Origin of the sequence: Paeniglutamicibacter quisquiliarum (assembly GCF_019084045.1) — a bacterium.
Taxonomy (GTDB): Bacteria; Actinomycetota; Actinomycetes; order Actinomycetales; family Micrococcaceae; genus Paeniglutamicibacter; species Paeniglutamicibacter quisquiliarum.
Genome location: NZ_JAHRED010000004.1, coordinates 217,601 through 238,515, shown reverse-complemented (window position 1 = coordinate 238,515; position 20,915 = coordinate 217,601). Strand labels below are relative to the sequence as shown.

Sequence of the window (20,915 nt, the reverse complement as noted above, 5' to 3'; positions counted from 1 at the left end):
TAGCGCCTGGGCTTGAGTTGAAGGGTCAGGCACTCGCCGTCCAACGCTGCCCCACCTAATCCCATGCCGGCGGCATGGAAACGGCCGTGCCGGGATGAACCAATATTGGTCATCCCGGCACGGCCGTTTCTGTCCGTTCCAGCTCCGGCTCAGGATCCCGAAGGCAGGCCTAGCAGCTTGCTTCCGCCTTCAAGGCTGCGCCATCCAACAGTTCCGCGGTGTCCACGACTTGGACCATGGGGGACAGGAGGTTCATGAGGCCGATGGCCTGGTCATGGGCCTCGGGTGTCGCCCCGCCGCAAGCGTCGGCCACCAAGGTGACGCGCTTGCCTGCGTCGACGGCAGCCAGCACCGTTGACAGTACGCAGCAATCCGTGGCGACGCCACACACGATCAGGTGTTCCTGGCCTGAGGTCATCGAGGCAAGCTCCGGACCCCACTTCGAAAACGTTGGCAGGGTCAAGACCTGATCGTCTTCCCGCACCTGCATGGTCAGGTCCCAGTCCGCCGCGTCTGGCGCCAGCCGGCAGGTGCCCCACCTGTCGTAGTAGGCACCCCAGCTGCCTTGTTCCCCGGGGTCGCGGACGAACTTCGTCCAGATGACGTTCGAGGGGAATTGGGCAACCAGCTCGCCAACCCTTGGCGCCACCTGCTCGTACGTCGATACGTGCCACTGGCTGTGGGGGTCCTGGAAGATCACCTGCATGTCGATGACCACGAGTGCCGTGTTCGCATGGGTGATGCTCCCCGGTGCATTGCCGGTCATGTTACTTGGCCTCCGCAGTCTCGGAACGTGGAACGCTCGCCGTCTGGCCTCGGCCGGCGGTGCGCATAAAGGGCAGTACGGGAAGACGGTACAGCAACAGGAATGCAGCCGTCGAAGCGATGGCTCCGGTGACGAACCCGAGGTCTCCCCAGGCCACGAATGTATTGGCCAGGGGCCCGGTCCATAAGCTGGTGTTCCAGAAGAGGGAGGAGACCACGCAGCCGACGATCCATGCCACGAAGCCCCACTCGATCGAACGACGGGAGTCGAACAGTTCCTTGACGGCCGACGCGAGGTCATGGCGCATGCGCAGGTAGTAGTCCAGCAGCAGGATGGTGCTGAACGGAACGACCAGATAGGCCAGGACCGAGAGGAAGTCGTAGAAGTTGCCGTAGGGATTGGTCTGCATCAGCAAGGTGATCCCGAGGCTGACTGCGGCAATCAGGATCACTCCGATGACGCGGTTGACCGGGACGCGGATGGTGAGCAGCGACAGGGATCCCCCGTAGAGGTTCATGGCACTGACCGGCAGCGTGGAGAGCACCACGGTGAGCATGGCCACCGGCGCCCAGGAACCGGTCAACTCCGCCAGTGCCGCGATCGCATCGAGCTCGCCGGCGAAACTCGACACGAGCACGCCGATGCTGCCCAGCCACGTCATGGCGACGAAACTTCCGCCCGCGGTGTAGGCCATCACCTTGATGTGTGAGGTCTTTCGCGGAAGGTAGCGCGAAAAGTCGGAGGCAAACGGGGTCCAGGTCATCACGTAGGCGAAGAAGAAGCCGGCGAAGGTTGCCCATCCGGCGAAGCTTCCCATGTACAGCGGAGCCTCGACGTTGACCGCGGCGCTGAAGTCGGCCTCGCGCATCGACAGGACCGTGATGACGGCGAACAGGATGGCCAGTACGACCGTGGCGATCTTGTTGACGAGGTGGACCAGGTTGTGGCCCCAGATGGCGAAGACCGACTGCACCGCGAAAATGAGTGTTGCCGCGAGCCAGAAGGGGACGTCGACGAGCATCCGCAGGGCGATCACGGCAAAAACGGTGTTGACGGCGGTCCAGCCGATGGCCGAAACGATGGTCAGCAACGTGATGGGCGCGAAGTTGGCGTAGAAACCCATGGGCCCCCGGCCCTGGACCTGCTGCGGAACCCCAAGCTTCGTTCCGATCCCGGCCAGGACGCCCATGACGATAACGCCCAAAAGGGTTCCGACTGCCACGGCGCTCAGGCCCTGCCACACCGAAAGGCCGAACATCGAGGAGAAGAACCCGGAGACCATGACGGCAAGCACCATGTTGGCGGCGAACCACAGGGTGAATTGGTTGCGGGAATGGCCGTGGCGTTCGCCGTCGGGGATTTCCTCGGTTGCGAATGGCTCTGCCTTGGTAAGCGACGTGCCGTACGCAGGTTGCGAGTCATCGTACTGTGACATCGTTTTGTCCTTTGTCTGAGAGTGAATGCGAAATTGTCACTCGCCGGTGCGACCCTCGCGGGTTGGGTCGCACCGGCAAGTGCCCTTGATCGGCGGGATGGCGCCAGTGGCATCCCCGGTTCGGTCGGCGCCATGTTGATTGCTCGGCGTCGGTTGATCAGTGATCCCGGTGCGAAGCCAGCGACCGCTGGTTGTTCCCCGTCCTGGTGCGTTCCGGGTGGCAGGGGTCCATGCATTGCCTGCGGGCCGCGGGAGGGACTGCCTTCCGGAGCCTTGGATCTGGGTGTGGCGGGTGACCTGTAGCTTGCGTCGCGGCCCCGGCACCGAATGGGTGGTGCGGGAACTGCGGACGTGGATTCGTGCTGGTACCGCATAGCGGGCCCACCGAATTCCCGGGACCGGTTCTGGAGATCATCCACGGCCGGCCTTCGTCGAAACAGGATTTCCGGCCAGCAATACCCCGCGAGCCGCGGTAACGGCCGGCGGAGGCCGCGGCAGGCAAGCCGCCCGCTCCGCTGGATCCGTATCGACCGGTGCCCGGGAACCCCGAGGCCGGAAGAAAGTCCTGTATTTGTTGCATGCATCATATATTAGCACTTGATGTGAAGTGCGCAACAGTTAACGTACATTTCGCTGAATATCAGCATATCCGCAGTGACTTCTTGCACACCGGCATCGAAAAGACTACAGTTCTTGTATGCAACGCATTGGATTTGGGCGTCATTGCTCCTGAGGCCCCGGTGCCGATATTGGAATCAATGGCGCGCACGGATCGGCGCCGCATCGGATGCCGCCATGCTGCGGAGACACTCCACGCCAGTCAGGGCTCGGAATGGGGTGGCGGGCCGCGGCCGATCACGCCTTTTCCAACCAAGCCAAGAGCGAACCAACGACGTTATAGACCAGAAAGCTCCAGATCATGACAACAACCCCACTAGCGGCGACGAGAGTTGTGGATCTCAGCACGCGTTCGACCCTGAGCCACTATGACGACATTGCCGCTGCCATTGGACTTCGCAAGATCTCCACATTCAGCGAAGAGATCCCGCACGCCGAGGGAGGTTCGATCCTGCGGGCCACCTCGACCGCGGTGATCGCCAACCCGTGGAAGGGCACCGGCACCGATTTCGAGCTCGCCCCGGAAGCCGAGCGCATCGCCCCGCTGCTGTCGAAGCTGTTGACCGACCGCCTGCTGGACGCGCTGGGAGGCGCCGAGAAGGTTGAGGCCTTCGGCAAGGCCGCCCTCGTTGGGGCCGGCGGGGAAATCGAACACGCCGGGGCGTTGATCCACACCCCGTACTTCGGCAACCTGATGCGCGAGGCGCTGGAAGGCACTTCCATCCTGTGCTTCGCCGACGGATTCGGCCAGCCGGGCGAACGGCTGCGGATCCCGATGTGGCACAAGACCGCACCTGCAACCCGCAGCCACTACCAGACCATTGAAATATTCTTGTCGGATGCCCCGAGCGCAGCGGAAATCGCCGTCGTCGCCGCAGCTTCCACCGGCCCCCGCCCGTTCGCGCGGATCGGGGACCGCAACACCGATATTCCCGTCACCTCCGAGATCCTGAAGGAAATTACACTGTGAAATACCGCAAGCTTGTGACCATCGTTGAGGAAACCGCCCGTGAGGGAGGCCGCGACGTCGACCCCGTCGCACGTGTTGCCGTCGTGGCGGCGATCTTTGAGAACCCGTGGGCCGGCCAGGGCTTCGTCGAGGACCTGAACGCCGGCATCGACGCCGTCGCCTCCGACCTCGGCGCGCTCTTGGCGCCGAAGGTCATCGAGGCGCTGGGCGCGCCGCTGGAGGCCTACGGCAAGGCGGCCATCGTGGGACTTGAAGGGGAAATCGAGCACGGTTCGGCGCTGATCCACACCCTGAAGTTCGGCAACCACTTCCGCGATGCCGCGCAGGCAACCACCCTGCTGCCTGCGGTGGAAAAGCGCGGCCCGGCCGGGGTGCACTTCGACATCCCGTTAAAGCACTTCACCGATGCGACCATTCGCTCGCACCACCAGAGCATCGAGGTCAGCATTCCCGATGCCCCGCACCCGGGAGAAATCATCATCGCCCTGGCCGCGGCCACCGGTGGACGTCCGCAGCAGCGCCTGGCCGCGCTCTCGACCGAGCTCTAGGAGCGACTGGTAGTGATGGGTGCCCTCGAACCACGAATCGTGCTCCTGCACGGCGTCGGCCTGGACCGGAGCATGTGGGAAACATTCCAGGGAATCTGCGACCGCCCGACGCTCGCGCTGGACCTGCCGGGCCACGGCGCGCAGCCGCCCCTGCGGGAATCGCAGACATTGGCGAGCCTGGCCCGGGACGTGATCTCACGGCTGCCCGAAGGGCCCGTGCACCTCGTCGGGTTCTCGCTGGGGGCACTCATCGCCCAGTATGCCGCACGCTTCGCCCCGGCCAAGGTCCTCACGCTGACCTCCGTCAACTCGGTGTGCCAGCGCACCGCGGAGGAATCCGAGGCGGTTGCCCGCCGCTTGGACACCGCGGGAACGGAGTTCGCCGCCGGGGTGGACCTGGCCATCGAGCGCTGGTTCCCCCACGCCACGACGACCGTGCCTGTCGAGAGCATCGCGGCAGTCCGGCAGGTCCTGGCCGGCAACGACATCCAGTCCTACCTGCACTCCTACCGGGTGTTCGCGCACGGGGACCGGGAGATCGGACCCGAGCTCGGCGCCATCACCGCACCCGCGCTGGCCATCACCGGCGAAAACGACCCGGGCTCCACCCCGCAGATGTCGCACCGGCTGGGACGGGCGATGCCCGACTGCCGGGTTGTCGTCGTACCGCACGCCCGGCACATGCTGCCCATCGAGAACGCACCGGCCCTGGCCGACGCACTGACCACATTGATCGACAACCCGAAAGGGATGAACCGTGACTGAACGCCTCAACCACTTCATCGACGGCGAGCACGTGGCCCCGTCCGAGGGGACCTACTTCACCAGCAACAACCCGGCGACCCTGGAGGTCCTCTATGAGGCCGCCCGCGGCAACGCCGAGGACGTGGACCGGGCCGTCAACTCCGCCCGCCGCACCTTCGAATCCGCCGCCTGGAAGCGGCTCGGTGCCACCGCGCGCGGCCACCTGCTGCGCCGCCTGGGCGACCTGGTCGGCGAGAACGCCGAGCAGCTGGCGATGTGCGAAAGCCTGGACAACGGCAAGCTGCTGCGCGAAATGCGCGGCCAGATGCGCATGCTGCCGGAGTACTTCTACTACTACGCCGGGCTGGCCGACAAGATCCAGGGCTCGCAGATCCCGAGCACGAACCCGGACATCCTGAACTACACCCAGCGCGAGGCGCTCGGCGTGGTCGGGGCGATCACCCCGTGGAACTCGCCGCTGACGCTGACCACATCGAAGATCGCACCGGCCCTGGCCGCGGGCAACACCGTGGTCATCAAGCCCAGCGAATACACCTCCCGCACGGTGCTGCTGCTTGCCGAGCTCGCGGACCGGGCCGGTTTCCCTGCCGGCGCCATCAACGTGGTGACCGGACTGGGCGCCGAGGCAGGCGCCGCGCTGGTGAGCCACCCGCAGATCGCCAAGATCTCCTTCACCGGTTCCACCGGCACCGGGTCGCACATCGCCGCCCAGGCGGCGGCCAGGTTCATCGGATGCACCCTGGAGCTCGGCGGCAAGAGCCCGAACATCGTCTTCGGGGATGCGAACGTGGCCAACGCCGCGATGGGTGTCGTCGCGGGCATCTACGCCGCGGCCGGGCAGACCTGCATCGCCGGCAGCCGCGTCTTCGCGCACAAGTCCGTGTACGACGAACTGCTGGAACGCGTCACCGACCGCGCCCGCTCGATCCAGATCGGCGACCCGCTGCTGGATGCGACCGAGCTGGGCCCGCTGGCCTTCGCCGACCAGCTGGCGAAGGTCGATTCCTACGTGAAGATCGGCGCCGCGGAGGGCGCGACGGTGCACACCGGCGGGGGCCGCCCCGAGGGCCTCGAGCTGCCCGGCTACTTCTACGAGCCCACGGTGCTGACCGACGTGGACAACGACATGCGCGTTGTCCGGGAGGAAATCTTCGGCCCCGTGGCGGCCATCATGCCCTTCGAGCACGAGGACGAGCTGCTCGCCCTGGCCAACGACACCGAGTACGGGCTGGCAGCCGGGGTGTGGACGCAGAACCTGGCCACCGCGCACCGCGTCGCGCGAAAACTTGACGCCGGCACCGTCTGGGTCAACACCTACCGGGCGATGTCTCCGATGTCGCCGCGCCAGGGCTTCAAGAACTCCGGCGTGGGCATCGAACACGGCATCGAGTCGATGTACGAGTACACCCGGCTCAAGAGCATCTGGATCAACACCGACGAGGGGCCGGTCGCCGACCCCTTCGTCATGCGCGGCTAGGACGGGGACCCCCATGCCACTGATCGATGTTTCCATCGCCCGGGGCCGCAGCCCGGAACAGCTGCGGGCCCTCATCGACGCGCTGCACCAGGCCGCGGTGACCACCGTCGATGCCGCGCCCGAGAACGTCACCGTAATCGTCAGGGAAGTCGAACGCGCACAGTGGTCACGCCACAACGTGACCATCGCCGAGCGCGACGCCTCCGCTGCAAGCCACTAATTTCTGAAAGGACGCCTGATGCGTTTTTCGCTGTTTGTTCACATGGAGCGCTATGACGATTCCATTTCCTACGAGGACCACTGGGCGAATCTCGTCGAGCTTGCCCTCATGGCCGAGGAGGGTGGGTTCGGCACGATCTGGATCGGGGAGCACCACTCGATGGATTACACCGTCTCGCCGAACCCGCTGCCGCAGCTGGCCTACCTGGCGGCACGGACCTCGAAGATCCGGCTCGGCTCGGGCACCATCATCGCCCCGTTCTGGAACCCGATCCGTGCGGCCGGGGAAATGGCGCTGCTCGATGTCATCAGCGGCGGCCGCGCGGAAGTGGGCGTGGCGCGCGGGGCGTACCAGTTCGAGTTCGACCGCATGTCCGGCGGCATGTCCGCCGCGGACGGCGGTGACCACCTGCGCGAGATCGTCCCCGCCATGAAGGCCCTGTGGGCCGGCGACTACGCCCACGACGGCAAGGTGTGGCAGTTCCCGACCTCGACCAGCGTCCCCAAGCCGGTCCAGAAGGAGCTCCCGGTCTGGGTTGCCGCCCGCAGCCCCGAATCCCACGACTTCGCCGTGGCCACCGGCTGCAACGTCATGGTCACTCCGCTGATGAAGGGGGACGAGGAAGTCGAGTCATTGGTGGAAAAGTATGAAACCGCCATTGCCGACCACCCGGAAATCGAACGCCGCCCGGAGATCATGGTGCTGCGCCACACCCACGTGCACTCCGCGGACGACGCCGAGGGCTGGCGTCCGGCCGCCGAGGGAATCCAGAAGTTCTACCGGACCTTCGATGCCTGGTTTGGCAACAAGACCGTCCCGGAAAATGGTTTCCTGGAACCCAGCCCGGTCGAGAAGTTCGAGTCCCGCCCCGAGTTCTCGGTGGATTCCCTGCACCGGACCGCCATGATCGGCACCCCCGCCGAGGTCATTGAGCGCCTGCGCCGCTACGAAGCGCTGGGAATCACCGAGTACAGCTTCTGGGCCGACAACACCCTCAGCCACGAGGAGAAGAAGCGCTCGCTGGAACTGTTCATCGGGCAGGTCATGCCCGCATTCAGCGAGCAGGTGGCGCCGGCCCTCACCAAGTAGGGGTAGCGGCAAAAACCCGGATTCGACCTTGTACGGTCCCGGCCCGGCCCGGCCGCGACATGGCGAAGGCACCCGCCGTTGGCGGGTGCCTTCGCTATTGCCTCAGAAACGCGCGGAGGGAATCAATATCCCAGGCCGAAGCCGAACGGGTAGAGTTCCCCGTCGGTGGTCTCCTCGTAGCCCGGCAGGTCGCTGTACTGCTCGCGGATTGCCTCGGCGGTTCCGGCCAGCGCGAACGGCATCCTGCCCTGCGGGGCGACCTTGCCGGAGAGCACGTCGAGCAGCGCGGTGTCGGTCATGCCGAACCCTGCCACGATCGCCCCTGCGTCGCGCAGCCCGCTGGCCTCGTCCATGACGAACGGCTGGCGGAAGTACACGTGCAGGACCACCTTGGACGGATCCTCGACCTCGCTCATGACCTGCTTGATGGTGTCCAGCGACGGGGTGATCTTCCACGACTCGGACTCGGCCATGGACGTGAAGTCCAGGATGCTCGATTCCCACGGCAGCGACCCGCCGAAGGGCAGACCGTCGTCGGTGCATTCGGCCGCGCCCTGGGTGACGCAGGCGTCTGCTGCACCGTAGGGGCTTTGTCCGTCGAGCCCTGCCACGCCGTCCAACACGGAGGGGTTGATGTGCTCGGGGTTCATGCCGGATTCGGGGCTGTTGCTGGTGTAGGAGCCGGTGTTGGCGTTGTTCACCGTGATGTTAAGCAGGGCGACGTCGCTGTCCTTGGCGCTGGGCCGGGCCGCGGGGTCCTTGGTGTTGCCGTTGGTGACGTTGTAGCCGTACTCTGCGACCTTCTCGGCGGAGATATCTCCCAGGACGTAGACGTCGGACTCGGGCTTCAGCGGCAGGACCTTGTCCCCGTCGGCGGTTTCCTTGTTCTGCAGCAGGACCGCGGACTTGCGCTGCAGGTCCAGGCCCACCTCGCGGTTTGCCGCGTTGCCCACCGTCTGGCCGGCAGCGGCCGCGTCGACGTAGGGATTCTCGAACAGGCCCATGCTGAACATCGGTTCGGTCAGCCGCGTGGCGGCGAGCGTGATGCGCTCCTCGCTCAGCAATCCGGAATCGACCAGGTCGGTGATCGTCTTGACGTCGTGGAAGCCGGAGAGGGTGTCGGTGCCGCCGTTGATGGCCGCTGCAACGCGCTCGGGGACGGACTTGTCCTCCAGGCCCCAGGCGCGGTCGTTGATGATGCCGGTGTCGGAGTTGACGTAGCCGGCGAAGCCGAGCTTGTCGCGCAGCAGGTCGTTGACGATCTGCTTGGAGAAGGCCATGCCGGTCTGGTCGTAGGTGACGCCCTCGTGGGTGACGTTCACCGGTGCTCCGTAGTACGGCATGATCGAGGAGACGCCGGCCTTGATGGCGGCCTCGAAGGGCTTGAGGTGGTAGCCGAAGCCGTCGCCCGGGTAGACCTGGGTCTTGCCGAATGAATAGTGGGCATCCAGGCCCAGCTCCTGCGGCCCGCCGCCCGGGAAGTGCTTCATGGTCAGCGCCACGGAGGTCTCGGGGCTGAGCGAGGATCCCGCCGCATCCAGCGGGCCCTGCAGGGACTCAACGAGCGTGGTCATGATGTTGGAGTTCAGGTCCGCGTCCTCGGTGAACGTCTCGTGGGCGCGGTACCAGCGCGGCTCGGTGGACAGGTCGGCCATGTAGCCGTACATTCCGCGCAGCCCGATGGACTCCCATTCATCGCCCATGACATTCGCGAAGTCCTCGACCACCGACATGTCGCCGGCCACCGGCGCCTGGCCGGTGCGCGCAGCCTCCTCGCCCAGGGCCGCGGCGGCGATGCCCGCCTCCTTGGGGAAGGCGGTGAAGGCACCGGCGGCTTCGTTGATGCCGGCCCGCGCGTTCGGGTCGATGTGGTTGCGCGCGTTGGACTTGTAGAGCATCGGGATGCCCAGGCGGGTGGCCTCGCCGAGCTCCTGGACGGAGTTCATGTACGTAGCCGCTTCCTGCGGCGTGAGGGACGTGCTGGCTCGGAAGCCGCCGCCGGTGGCGCCGCAGACGGCCTTGTCCTCGCTGGTGACGGTGTTGCGGAAGATGAAGCGGTGCATCTTCTGGTCGTTGATGTAGCCGGCCGCCGCCGGGTCAAGGGCGCCGCGCTTCTTCGTGACGGGGTCGCAGGCGGCATTGAGCGTGTCGATCAGCATGAGGCCGGACTTCTCCTCCAGCGTCATCAGCGACACCAAGTTCGCCGCGCGCTCGCCGGCGGAAAGCCGCCAGTCCTCGTAGGCGTCGAGCTTGCCGTTGGCGTTGAGGTCCTTGAAGGTGCGGCCCTTGACGGTGATGGTGTCCTTGACGCGGACACCGAGCGTCGGCGGCTTGCCGTGGTTGCCTTCGTTCTTTTGCGCTGCGGCCGGCGCGCCCTGGGCGGTGCTTTCCGTCGGGGGCAGTGCACTTGCGGAGGTCGCCCCCAGTGTGAGGATCAGGGGCAGCGCCAGGGCCGCCGCGGTGCGGCGCCGTTTCGAGGCTGGCGGGAACAATCTGGTCATGGTCGGCTCTCCGTTGAGTCTTGGTGCGAGATTCGATGGCGGGACCAGTGTGACGCCCGCCATGGGATGCAGATCCACTGTGACGCGAACCACGGCCAAAGTGCACGTGGTTGCCATATATTGCCCCCGATTTGGGGCTTTTTGCCTGCCGAGGGCCCCGGAAAAGCGGCCTCGACGTGGTTCTCCACCGCCGGTTCCGCACGGGGCCGGCGGTGGAGAACCCGCCGCCGGGCTTAAGTAAATGCGGTGCCGGAACCAGTGAATGGTTCCGGCACCGCATCGGGCCGTGGCTTTGGGGCAGGCCGTCGCTACTCGGCCAGCAGACCCAGTACGTCCGGCAGCCACATGGAGAGCTGCGGGATGAACGTGACGACAAAGAGCATGGCAACCAAGGCCAGGAAGAACGGCACCAGGGCCCTGATGACCGGCTCGGCACGCAGCCCCGCCACCCGGGCGCCCACGAAGAGCACGTTGCCCACCGGCGGGGTGATGGTGCCCAGGCACAGGTTGAACGTGACCATGATGCCGAAGTGGATCGGGTCCACGCCGAAGGTGGTGACGATCGGCAGGAAGATCGGCACGAAGATCAGGATTGCCGGGGTCGGGTCCATGAACGTGCCGACGATCAGCAGGATCACCATGATCAGGATCAGGATCATGGTCGGGGAATCGGTCAGGCCGAGCAGCCCCGAGGAGATCGCGGCCGGGATGCCGGAGAAGGCCATGACCCAGGCCATGATCGTGGATACGCCGACCAGCAGCATGACGATGGCGGTGGTCAGCGTGGCATCGATGAGGATGCGCGGCAGGTCACCGACCTTGATGGCCTTGTAGATGAAGCCCAGGATCAGGCAGTACACCACGGCGATTGCCGCTGACTCCGTCGGGGTGAAGACGCCGGCGAGGATACCGCCGATGACGATGACGATCATCAGGATCGAGGGCACCGCGCGCCAGATGGTCAGCAGTGCCACCGGCAGCGCGACCTTGGTGTGGTTCTTCAGCTCCGGGCGCTTGCGCACGTAGAGCCAAACCACCAGCATGCAGGCCAGGGCCCACAGGATGCCCGGGATGTAGCCGGCCACGAAGAGCGTGGCGATCGAGGTGCTGGAAACCAGCGAGTACACGATCAGGGTGTTCGACGGCGGGATCAGCATGCCCGAGGGTGCCGAGGCGATGTTGACGGCCGCGGAGAAGTTCCTGTCGTAGCCTTCCTTGCGCTGGCGCGGGCCGATGACCCCGCCGACCGCTGCGGCCGAGGCGACGGCGGCACCGGAGACCGAGCCGAAGAGGGCGTTGGCCACGACGTTGGTCTGGGCCAGGGAGCCGGGGGTGCGGCCGACCAGGACCTTGGCCGCATCGATGAGGCGCCCGGCAATGCCGCCGTTGTTCATCAGCACGCCGGCCAGGATGAAGAACGGGATGGCCAAGAGGGTGAAGGAGTTGATGCCGGTGAACATCCGCTGCGCGGAAACGAAGGCTGCTTTTTCCACACCGATGACCGCGGCCACGGCCAGGAAGGCCGAGATGCCGACGGCGACGGCGATCGGGACGCGTGCCAGCAAGAGCACGGCGATGCCGACAACCAGGACAATGCCTGCTACAAGTGCTGCATCCAAAGCTAGATCGCCTCCCGGATTTCTTCGTCGTTGTCGTTGGGCAGGCCGCGTCCGTGCAGCGCCTCAACCAGGTGGTAGATGGCATAGAAGGCCGTGACGACCCCGGAGATCGGCAGGGCCAGGTACATGGCACCGATGTTCAGGGGGAGGCCGGAAATCTTCTGGGACCAGGTCAGGTCCACACCGCGAATTCCGCCATAGACCAGGACGAACACGGCGAAGAGCAGGATGACGACCTGGACGAAGACCTCGGTGGTGCGCTTTTCGTTGATCTTGAGGGCGCGCACCAGGAAGTCCACGGCAATGTGGCCGCGGTCGGAAAAGACATAGGCGGAACCGAAGAGGGCCAGCCAGACAAAGAGGTACTGGGCCAGCGACGTGGTCCAGGTGGCCGGGTCGTGCAGGACCTGGCGGCTGAAGACCTGCCAGCAGACCACCAGCACGAGGAAGCTGAAGAGAATGACGCACAGCCACTTCAGCGTGACATCAAGAACTGCCTTGATTGCGTTCACTTGCCGGCCTCCTTGATGTCCTCGTATAGCGCGTGTGCCTTTTCGCCCTTCAGGGCGCCTTCGACCACTGGGGCCAGGGCCTTGCGGAATGCCTCGTCGTCGACGTCGTTGAACTTGGATCCGGAGGCGGTTGCCTTGTCGATGGCCCCCTGCGTGTCCGTCAGCCATAGCTTGACGTGCTCGTCAACGGTCTTCTGCCATTCGGCTTCCAGGATCTTGCGGTCCTCCGGGTTCATCTTCTCCAGGAGCTCCGAGTTGATGAGCATGTAGTCAAGGCCCACCAGGTGGCGGGTGCGGGCCACGTACTTGGCAACCTCGTTGTGCTTCTGGGTGGTGTACGAGACCTCGTTGTTTTCGGCCCCGTCCAGCACGCCCGACTGCATGGCGGTGTAGACCTCGCCGTAGGACATCGGGGTGGCCGAGCCGCCCATGGCATTGAGCATCGCGATGTGGATGTCGGATTCCTGGACGCGGATCTTCATGCCGGCCAGGTCTTCCGGCTTCTTGATGGGGCCCTGGGCCGTGTAGAGGTTCCTGTCGCCCTGGGTGAGCCCGCCCAGGACCGTGAGGTTCTTGGATTCCTCGAGCGAGGAGAACAGCTCGCCAACGATCTGCGGGTTGCGCAGCACGGAGATCTGGTGGTCGATGCTGTTGAAGACCGTCGGGAGGTTCAGCGTGGCGAACTCGGGGTTCAGGTTTTCCAGCTGGGTGCCCGAGGCGATGAGCATGTCGACGGCGCCGTCGGAGACGAGCTGGATGACTTCCTGCTGGGCACCGAGGGTTTCGTTGGGATAGACCTTGATGTCCCAGCGCCCGTCGGTGGCCTGCTTCAGTCGTTCGCCGAAGCCGGTCAGGGCAATGTAGGACGGGTGGGTTTCTGACTGGTTGAGGGAAAGGACCATGGTCTTCCCCTCCTCTGCGGTGCCCGAGATACCAGCGGTGCACGCACTTAGGCCAAGTACGGCTGCTGATGCCAGGGCGACGGCTCGCAATAAGCGAAGTTTCATCTCTGGAGGCTACTTTCCGGCCGGCGAGGGGGCCACGTTGCCCCATTGCCCTTGCGAGGCGATGCCTGCAAAGGCATCTCCCGGCCACATTGACGGTTGCATTGATGATGTACGCCACAGTGCGCGGGGAGCCAATTGTTGCCACTAGTTGCCACAGACTTTCAACTATTGGCCGGGCGCGCAAGGATAGGGGTGTGACCCCCAGACCCGAAGAACCCCGTCCGGCAACCATCTACGATGTTGCGCGCATCGCGGGAGTTTCCGCATCGACCGTTTCGCGGGCCTTTGCCCGACCGGGGAGGGTCAGTTTCGCCACGGCCGAACGCATCCGGAAGGTCGCCGACGAGATCGGCTACCAGTCGGTGAGCGTGCGCCGCCCCATGGCCCAGGGGCGAAGCCGGCGCGGGACCATTGCCCTGGTGGTGGCCGACATTTCCAACCCGGTGTACTTCGAGATGATCCGCGGCGCCGAGGAGGAGGCTGCCCTGAACGGCTACACCATGCTCCTGGCCCACACCCGGGAATCCGGGGTCATTGAGCGCGAGGCCATCGAACGGTCCATGGACATCGTGGACGGGATCGTGCTCAGCAGCTCGCGCATGTCCGACGCGGCCATCCGCGCCATGGCCAAGCAAAAGCCCACGGTGGTGATGAACCGCGGGGTCAAGGGCGTGGCCAGCGTGATCACCGACAATGTGCGCGGGGTGCGCCGGGCGATCGAGCATTTCAGGGAGCTGGGACACCTGGAGGTTTCCTACCTCGCGGGCCCCGAGGCCTCCTGGGCCGACTCCATGCGCTGGGGGGCCGTGAAACAGGCGGGCCTGGAGCTCGACGTGCGGATCACCAAGGTCGAATCCGCCGCACCCACCATGGACGGCGGGGCGCGGGCGGCGGACAAGGTCGCCACGGGCAAGGCCACAGCGGTGCTTGCCTACAATGACCAGTTGGCGCTCGGGCTCATGCGCAGGCTGCAGGCCAACGGCTTCGGCGTTCCCGAGGACTTCTCGATCATCGGCTTCGACAACTCCTCGGGCGCCTCGTTGATCGTGCCGGGACTTTCCAGCGTGGCCGCCCCCCTGCACGCCCTGGGGGCCACGGCCGTGCGCAGCCTTTTGGCGATCTCGCGGGGCGCGGTTTCCACGCACGAACAGGCCGTGGTGCTGCCGACGAGGTTGGTGCTGCGCGGCTCCACGGCACGCCCCCGCGGCTAGGGGAAAACCGCGACTCCGCGGTAGTGGTGCAACTCATGGCAACTTGTTGCCAATACCTGCCAGAGATACGGACGATCATTACATGCCTTCCTCGATTGCGAACCACCCCGATCGGCTTTTGCCCGCAGACCCCGGTGTCCGCGAGATAGCCCGGTCGCTCCACAAGGACGTGGAAAACCTGCCCATCATTTCGCCCCACGGCCACGTGGACGCGGCGATGATCGCCAACGACACCCCGTTCCCTGACCCCACCGCCCTGCTGCTGAGCCCGGACCACTACGTGACGCGCCTGCTGCACGCCAACGGCGTCCCGCTTCAGCAGCTGCGCGTCGGCGGCACCTCCGAGGTCGGCGCACTGGATGCCTGGCGCACCTTTTGCGCCAACTGGAAGGCCTTCGACGGCACCGCATCGGGGTACTGGCTGCGCCAGGAATTCGTCGACGTCTTCGGCATCGACGACCTTGACATCCGCGAGGAAACCGCCGAGGCGACCTTCAAGGCGCTGCAGGCGAAGATCGACGAGCCGGGCTTCCGCCCGCGCGCACTGATGGACTCCTTCAACATCGAGGTCATGGCCACCACGGACGACCCGCTCGATGACCTGGCGGCGCACCGCGCACTGGCGGCCGACCCGTCCTTCGCCTCCCGCGTGCTGCCGACCTTCCGCCCCGACGCCTACATCAAGTTCTGGGGCGCCGACTTCGCCGCCAAGGCCGACGCGCTGATCCAGGCCGCCGGCCAGGGGGCCACCGGATACGACGGCTACCTGGCCGCGATGGCCAACCGCCGCGCGTACTTCGTCGAGCACGGGGCGGTGTCCTCGGACCACGGTTCGCATTCGGCCGCCACGCTGAAGCTTTCCCGCGACGAGGCCGCCGCGCTCTTTGCCAAGGGCATGGCCGGCACCGCCAGCACCGCCGAGGCCTTCGCCTTCGAGGCGCACATGATGTACCAGCAGGCCGCCATGGCAGTGGAAGACGGACTGGTCATGACGATGCACCCGGGCGTGCACCGCAACACCCACTCCGCCACGCTGAAGACCTTCGGCCCGGACACCGGCCACGACATCCCCTTCGCCGTGGACTTCGCCACCGGACTGCAGCCGCTGCTCAACGACTTCGGCACCGCCGAGGGCTTCCACTTCATCCCCTTCACCATCGACGAGACGGTGTTCTCCCGCGAGATCGCCCCGCTGGCCGGGTTCTACCCGTCGGTGTTCATCGGCGCCCCCTGGTGGTTCCTGGATGCGCCGGATGCCATGATGCGCTTCCGTTCCGCGGTCACCGAGACCGCCGGCTTCTCCCGCTCCTCGGGCTTCATCGACGACACCCGCGCCTTCTGCTCCATCCCGGCGCGGCACGACGCCTCGCGCCGCGTGGAGGCATCCTTCCTGGCCCGCCTGGTCGCCGAGCACCGGATCACCGAGGAAAGCGCCCACGAGATCATCGTTGACATCGTCGACGCCGCACCGCGCCGGGCCTTCAAGCTGTGAGCGCCGGAACCGTGGCAACCCGCGAACTGAACCGCACCACCCACCCGGCCGCCAAGGCCGAGGTCCGCATCGTGCACATCGGCCTGGGCGCCTTCCACCGCGCCCACCAGGCCTGGTACACCGCCAAGGCGAACGACGGCTGGGGGATCGCGGCCTTCACCGGACGCAGCGCCACCGCCGCCAAGGAGCTCGCCGCGCAGGACGGGCTGTTCACGCTGATCCGGCGCGAGGCCGAGGGCGACACCTTCGAGGTCATCGATTCCATCGTGGAGGCGCACGACGGCAATGACATGGCTGCCCTGACCACGCTGCTGGCCAGCCCCTCCACCGCGATCCTCACCCTGACCATCACCGAGGCCGGCTACAAGATGGCGGCCGGCGCCGGCGAACCGGCCCTTGACCTCAACGACGCGGCGGTGCTCTCCGACCTGGCGGTGCTGCGCGAGCGCTACGACGCCGGGCTCTTCGCCAGCTCGGCGGCGGACTTCGGGCAGCTGCGGCTCTCCACCCCGGCGGCGCGGATCCTGGTGGGCCTGGCGGCCCGCCGCTCGGGGGACGGATGGCCGCTGGCCATCGTCTCCTGCGACAACCTGCCGGGCAACGGCGCCGTCACCCGCGCCGGCATCCTGGGTTTTGCGCAGTCCGTCGACGCCGAGCTGGCGCGCTGGATCGACGCGAACGTGTCGTTCGTCGACACCTCCATCGACCGCATCACCCCGCGCACCACGGACGCCGACCGCGCCACCGTCGCGGAGCAGACCGGCTTCGCCGACGTGTCCCCGGTGGTCACCGAGCCGTTTTCCTCCTGGGTGCTCTCCGGTGACTTCCCGGCCGGGCGTCCGGCCTGGGAAAAGGCCGGCGCGCAGTTCGTCGAGGACCTCGAGGCCTTCGAGCGCCGCAAGCTGTGGCTGCTCAACGGCGCCCACACGCTGATGTCCTTCGCCGGGCAGCTGCGCGGACACGCCACCGTCGCCCAGGCCCTGGCCGACCCGGCGGTTTCCGGATGGGTCGAGGAATTCTGGGACGCCGCCTCCGCGCACCTGACCGAGCCGGAACTCGCCGTCCCCGCCTACCGCCAGGCCCTGCGCGAACGCTTCGAAAACCCGCGCATCGCCCACAACCTGGCCCAGATCGCCACCGACGGATCGATCAAGCTCGCCGCCCGGGCGCTGCCGGTGTTCCGCGCCGAGCGGGAAGCCGGGCGCGACGGCATCGCGGCCTTGCGCCTCCTGGCCGCCTGGTGCGACCAGCTGGCCGCGCAGCACGCCTCCGGCACCGCAGTTGCCGATGCGAACGCAGCCGCGCTGGAAGCGGTTCTCGCCGATTCGTCGATCGGCGCCGGGACCCCGCAGCAGACCGCGGCACTGGTGGCCGTCGTCGATGCGGAGCTGTCCCGGGACGCCGACACGATCGCCTCGATCCATGCCCTGCGCGGGCGCTTTACCAACTGACTTTTCTCCCCGCCACCACCGGTGCACCGTAGCACCGGGCATTTGAAAGGATTGCCATGAAAATCATCAAGGCAGAAGTATTTGTGACCAGCCCGTCACGCAACTTCGTGACCCTCAAGGTCACCACCGAATCCGGCCTGGTCGGCATCGGCGATGCAACCGTGAACGGCCGCGAGCTTGCCGTCGCGTCCTACCTCAAGGACCACGTCGCCCAGCTGCTCATCGGCAAGGATGCGCACCGCATCGAGGACACCTGGCAGTTCCTCTACCGCTCCTCCTACTGGCGCCGCGGGCCGATCACCATGGCAGCCATCGCCGCGGTGGACATGGCCCTGTGGGACATCAAGGGCAAGGCCGCGAACATGCCGGTCTACCAGCTGCTGGGCGGCGCCTCGCGCAACGGCCTGCGCGCCTACGGCCACGCCTCGGGCACCGACACCGAGCAGCTCTTCGACTCGATCCGCGAGCACCTGGAACTGGGCTACAAGTCCATCCGCGTGCAGACCGCCGTCCCGGGCATCAAGGCCGTCTACGGCGTTGCCGCCCAGACCCAGGCCTCGGGCGAGCGCTATGACTACGAGCCGGCCGGCCGCGGCGCCTACCCGGTGGAAGAGGACTGGGACACCCGCGCCTACCTGCGCCACCTGCCCACCGTCTTCGAGGCCGTGCGCAACGAATTCGGTCCCGAGATCCCGCTGCTGCACGACGGCCACCACCGCATGACCCCAATCCAGGCCGCCAAGCTGGGCAAGTCGCTGGAGCCCTACGACCTGTTCTGGCTCGAGGACTGCACCCCGGGCGAAAACCAGGAGGCGCTGCGCCTGGTCCGCCAGCACACCACCACCCCGATCGCCATCGGCGAGGTCTTCAACACGATCTACGACTTCCAGTCGCTGATCAAGGAACAGCTCATCGACTACGTGCGCGCCGCCTCCACCCACTTCGGCGGCATCTCGCCGCTGAAGAAGGTCATGGACTACGCAGCCCAGTACCAGGTCAAGTCCGGCTTCCACGGCCCGACCGACATCTCCCCGGTGGGCTTCGCCGCCCAGCTGCACGTGGGCCTGGCCATCCACAACTACGGCATCCAGGAGTACATGCAGCACTCGGACGCCACCAACACGGTCTTCGAGCAGTCGATGACCTTCGAGGACGGCTACCTGCACCCGGGCAACAAGCCGGGCCTGGGCGTCGAGTTCAACGAGGAAGCCGCGCTGTCCTACCCGTACCAGCAGGCCTACCTGCCCTACAACCGTCTCATCGACGGCACCGTCCACGACTGGTGAGCGCCGGAACCATGGAAGCCGCCACCGACACCGCCGTCAACGGCGCGGCAGTCACGCTGCACCGGGTCATCGTCATGGGCGTCTCCGGCTGCGGCAAGTCCACCGTGGGCGAGCTTTTGGGCGCCGAGCTGGGGGCGGGGTTCCTCGACGGGGACTCCCTGCACCCGCAGTCGAACATCGACAAGATGGCCGCCGGGCACCCGCTGGACGACGCGGACCGCGAACCGTGGCTGCGCGAGGTGGGCGAACGCCTCGGCTCGGCCGAACCCGGGTCGATGGTCATCGCGTGTTCGGCGCTCAAGCGCTCCTACCGCGACCTGATCCGCTCCGAGGCGCCGGGTACCGTGTTCATCCACCTGCACGGCACGGTCGAACTGCTCACCGAGCGCATGAGCGCCCGCCCCGGGCACTTCATGCCCGTGGGCCTGCTCGAATCCCAGTTGGCCACCCTTGAGCCGCTGGAAAGCGACGAGGCGGGAGTGGTGCTGGACATCGCCGCCACGCCCGCACAGCTGGCGCAGGAAGCCGCCGCCTGGCTGGACGCGCGGGCCTAGGCCTAGGCCGCCGCGGCCCGAAGGGCACGGTGCCGGGGGAGAAGTCCCCGGCACCGTGCCCTTCGCCGTTTCCAACCGGTGCTTGGCCCCGGCACGCGGGCATGGAAGAGTTGGTGGCGCGCCGCCGGACGCCGGCGGGCCACCGGACGAAGGGGAATGGGCAATGCTCGTGCGCAACGTGAGGCCATGGGGCCGGGCCCCGGTGGACCTTGAGCTCGCCGATGGGCGGATCTGCGGCATCGCCCCGCACAACCCGGATCTCCCCGCGGCCGCCGGAATCGACGGCCGGGGCCGGCTGGCGCTTCCGGCGTTCTCCGATGTCCATGTGCACCTGGACTCGACCCGGATCGGGCTGCCGTTCCGCGAACACACCGGGGCTCCGGGAGTCTGGGGCATGATGCTCAACGACCGCAACAACTGGCGCCACGCCGAGGTTCCGCTGCCCGAGAGGGTCGAGGGGACCCTCCGGCGCATGATCGCCCACGGCACCACCCGGGTGCGCAGCTACGCGCAGATCGATGTCGACTGCAAGCTGGAAAAATTCGAGGCGGTGCTTGCAGCCAAGGAAAAACTTGCCGCCAGCGCCGACGTGCAGATCATGGCATTCCCGCAGGCCGGGCTGCTGCTCGAGCCCGGAACCGTTTTCTACCTGGAGGAATCACTGAGGCTCGGGGCCACCGTGATGGGCGGCATCGACCCCTGCCAACTGGACCGTGACCCTGTGCGGCACCTGGACATCGTGTTCGGATTGGCGGAGAAATACCAGGTGGACGTCGACATCCACCTCCATGAGCCCGGCCACCTGGCGCTTTTCAGCACCGAACTCGTCATGGAACGCACCCGGGCACTGGGCATGGAGGGACGGGTGACGCTGTCCCACGCCTACGAGCTGGGCAATATTTCGGAGGCGGCCACGGCCCGCGTCATGGAGGGCATGGGGGACCTGGACATTTCCTGGGCAACAGTGGCCCCGGCGACCTCGGGCAGGCAGTTCAACCTGGCCGCGATGACCTCGGCGGGCATCCGGGTGGGGCTGGGCGAGGACGGCCAGCGCGACTACTGGAGCCCCTACGGGGACTGCGACCTGCTCTCGCGCACCTGGCAGCTGGCCTTTACGCACGGGTTGCGGCAGGACGAACTGATCGAACATGCCGCGGCCATTGCGACCTGGGGCGGGGCGGGCATCATGGACCGGGGCCTGGCCCGGCTGGGCTCGACCACCGACCGCCCGGGCCTGGCCGTGGGGGATCGCGCCGACCTGGTGTTGCTCGCGGGCGAAACCGTGACCAGCGCCGTCATGGACCGCGGGTCCGACCGCACCGTCATCCACGATGGGCGCGTGGTGGCGGACCAGCTGGAGCTTGCCTAGCCGGGGTCGCCGGTGCAGCGGTGGC

The 20,915-nt window shown here is 66.7% G+C and carries 18 protein-coding genes; 12 read left to right on the top strand and 6 right to left on the bottom strand.

Features of this window, described 5'->3' with window-relative positions; genetic code table 11:
* Nucleotides 1–169 precede the first annotated feature (169 nt).
* Together KRR55_RS09840 and KRR55_RS09835 are read right to left on the bottom strand one after the other, a co-directional pair.
* Nucleotides 170–766 carry a cysteine hydrolase family protein gene (locus KRR55_RS09840; RefSeq protein ID WP_217388906.1) on the bottom strand — a complete coding sequence of 199 codons (597 nt, stop codon included), beginning with the start codon at nt 764–766 and terminating at the stop codon, nt 170–172.
* Between the two features lies 1 nt (nt 767).
* Nucleotides 768–2,201 (bottom strand): purine-cytosine permease family protein, encoded by a 1,434-nt coding sequence (locus tag KRR55_RS09835; protein WP_217388905.1) that lies wholly within the window; start codon nt 2,199–2,201, stop codon nt 768–770.
* A 919-nt stretch (nt 2,202–3,120) separates the two neighbouring features.
* On the opposite strand from KRR55_RS09835, the gene KRR55_RS09830 reads away from it, so the two are divergent.
* The 6 genes from KRR55_RS09830 to KRR55_RS09805 are packed head-to-tail and all read left to right on the top strand — an operon-like array spanning nt 3,121 to nt 7,888.
* Complete coding sequence (locus tag KRR55_RS09830) at nt 3,121–3,789, top strand: amino acid synthesis family protein (RefSeq protein ID WP_217388904.1); 669 nt, start codon at nt 3,121–3,123, stop codon at nt 3,787–3,789.
* Nucleotides 3,786–4,337, top strand: coding sequence for an amino acid synthesis family protein (locus tag KRR55_RS09825; RefSeq protein ID WP_217388903.1), 552 nt, complete (start codon nt 3,786–3,788; stop codon nt 4,335–4,337). The genes KRR55_RS09830 and KRR55_RS09825 overlap by 4 nt, the downstream gene beginning before the upstream one ends.
* Nucleotides 4,338–4,352: 15 nt before the next feature.
* On the top strand, nt 4,353–5,102 hold the full coding sequence (locus KRR55_RS09820; protein WP_217388902.1) for an alpha/beta fold hydrolase: 750 nt from the start codon (nt 4,353–4,355) through the stop codon (nt 5,100–5,102).
* Nucleotides 5,095–6,579, top strand: coding sequence for an aldehyde dehydrogenase (locus KRR55_RS09815; RefSeq protein WP_217388901.1), 1,485 nt, complete (start codon nt 5,095–5,097; stop codon nt 6,577–6,579). The genes KRR55_RS09820 and KRR55_RS09815 overlap by 8 nt, the downstream gene beginning before the upstream one ends.
* A 13-nt stretch (nt 6,580–6,592) precedes the next feature.
* Nucleotides 6,593–6,799: a tautomerase family protein gene (locus KRR55_RS09810; protein ID WP_217388900.1), complete on the top strand. Its 207-nt coding sequence runs from the start codon at nt 6,593–6,595 to the stop codon at nt 6,797–6,799.
* An 18-nt stretch (nt 6,800–6,817) separates the two neighbouring features.
* The gene (locus tag KRR55_RS09805) at nt 6,818–7,888 is read left to right on the top strand and encodes an LLM class flavin-dependent oxidoreductase (protein ID WP_217388899.1); all 1,071 of its coding nucleotides are present in this window, start codon (nt 6,818–6,820) and stop codon (nt 7,886–7,888) included.
* 122 nt (nt 7,889–8,010) lie between these two features.
* On the opposite strand, the gene KRR55_RS09800 is transcribed toward KRR55_RS09805, so the two are convergent.
* From KRR55_RS09800 to KRR55_RS09785, 4 genes are all read right to left on the bottom strand, one after another.
* The gene (locus tag KRR55_RS09800; protein WP_217388898.1) at nt 8,011–10,389 is read right to left on the bottom strand and encodes a glycoside hydrolase family 3 protein; all 2,379 of its coding nucleotides are present in this window, start codon (nt 10,387–10,389) and stop codon (nt 8,011–8,013) included.
* Nucleotides 10,390–10,697: 308 nt separating this feature from the next.
* Nucleotides 10,698–12,008: a TRAP transporter large permease gene (locus tag KRR55_RS09795; protein ID WP_217388897.1), complete on the bottom strand. Its 1,311-nt coding sequence runs from the start codon at nt 12,006–12,008 to the stop codon at nt 10,698–10,700.
* 2 nt (nt 12,009–12,010) lie between these two features.
* Nucleotides 12,011–12,520 (bottom strand): TRAP transporter small permease, encoded by a 510-nt coding sequence (locus tag KRR55_RS09790; protein ID WP_217388896.1) that lies wholly within the window; start codon nt 12,518–12,520, stop codon nt 12,011–12,013.
* Nucleotides 12,517–13,422, bottom strand: coding sequence for a TRAP transporter substrate-binding protein (locus KRR55_RS09785; RefSeq protein ID WP_217388895.1), 906 nt, complete (start codon nt 13,420–13,422; stop codon nt 12,517–12,519). The genes KRR55_RS09790 and KRR55_RS09785 overlap by 4 nt, the downstream gene beginning before the upstream one ends.
* 299 nt (nt 13,423–13,721) lie before the next feature.
* On the opposite strand from KRR55_RS09785, the gene KRR55_RS09780 reads away from it, so the two are divergent.
* From KRR55_RS09780 to KRR55_RS09755, 6 genes are all read left to right on the top strand, one after another.
* Nucleotides 13,722–14,738, top strand: coding sequence for a LacI family DNA-binding transcriptional regulator (locus KRR55_RS09780; RefSeq protein ID WP_336245086.1), 1,017 nt, complete (start codon nt 13,722–13,724; stop codon nt 14,736–14,738).
* Between the two features lie 82 nt (nt 14,739–14,820).
* Nucleotides 14,821–16,230 carry a glucuronate isomerase gene (gene uxaC / locus KRR55_RS09775; protein WP_217388894.1) on the top strand — a complete coding sequence of 470 codons (1,410 nt, stop codon included), beginning with the start codon at nt 14,821–14,823 and terminating at the stop codon, nt 16,228–16,230.
* On the top strand, nt 16,227–17,681 hold the full coding sequence (locus tag KRR55_RS09770; RefSeq protein ID WP_217388893.1) for a mannitol dehydrogenase family protein: 1,455 nt from the start codon (nt 16,227–16,229) through the stop codon (nt 17,679–17,681). Before uxaC ends, KRR55_RS09770 begins: the two co-directional genes overlap by 4 nt.
* Nucleotides 17,682–17,737: 56 nt before the next feature.
* Nucleotides 17,738–18,967: a D-mannonate dehydratase ManD gene (manD, locus tag KRR55_RS09765; RefSeq protein ID WP_217388892.1), complete on the top strand. Its 1,230-nt coding sequence runs from the start codon at nt 17,738–17,740 to the stop codon at nt 18,965–18,967.
* Nucleotides 18,964–19,521, top strand: a complete 558-nt coding sequence (locus tag KRR55_RS09760; protein WP_336245085.1) for a gluconokinase — start codon at nt 18,964–18,966, stop codon at nt 19,519–19,521. The genes manD and KRR55_RS09760 overlap by 4 nt, the downstream gene beginning before the upstream one ends.
* A 163-nt stretch (nt 19,522–19,684) precedes the next feature.
* The gene (locus KRR55_RS09755; RefSeq protein ID WP_217388891.1) at nt 19,685–20,890 is read left to right on the top strand and encodes an amidohydrolase family protein; all 1,206 of its coding nucleotides are present in this window, start codon (nt 19,685–19,687) and stop codon (nt 20,888–20,890) included.
* The last annotated feature ends 25 nt before the right edge of the window (nt 20,891–20,915 follow it).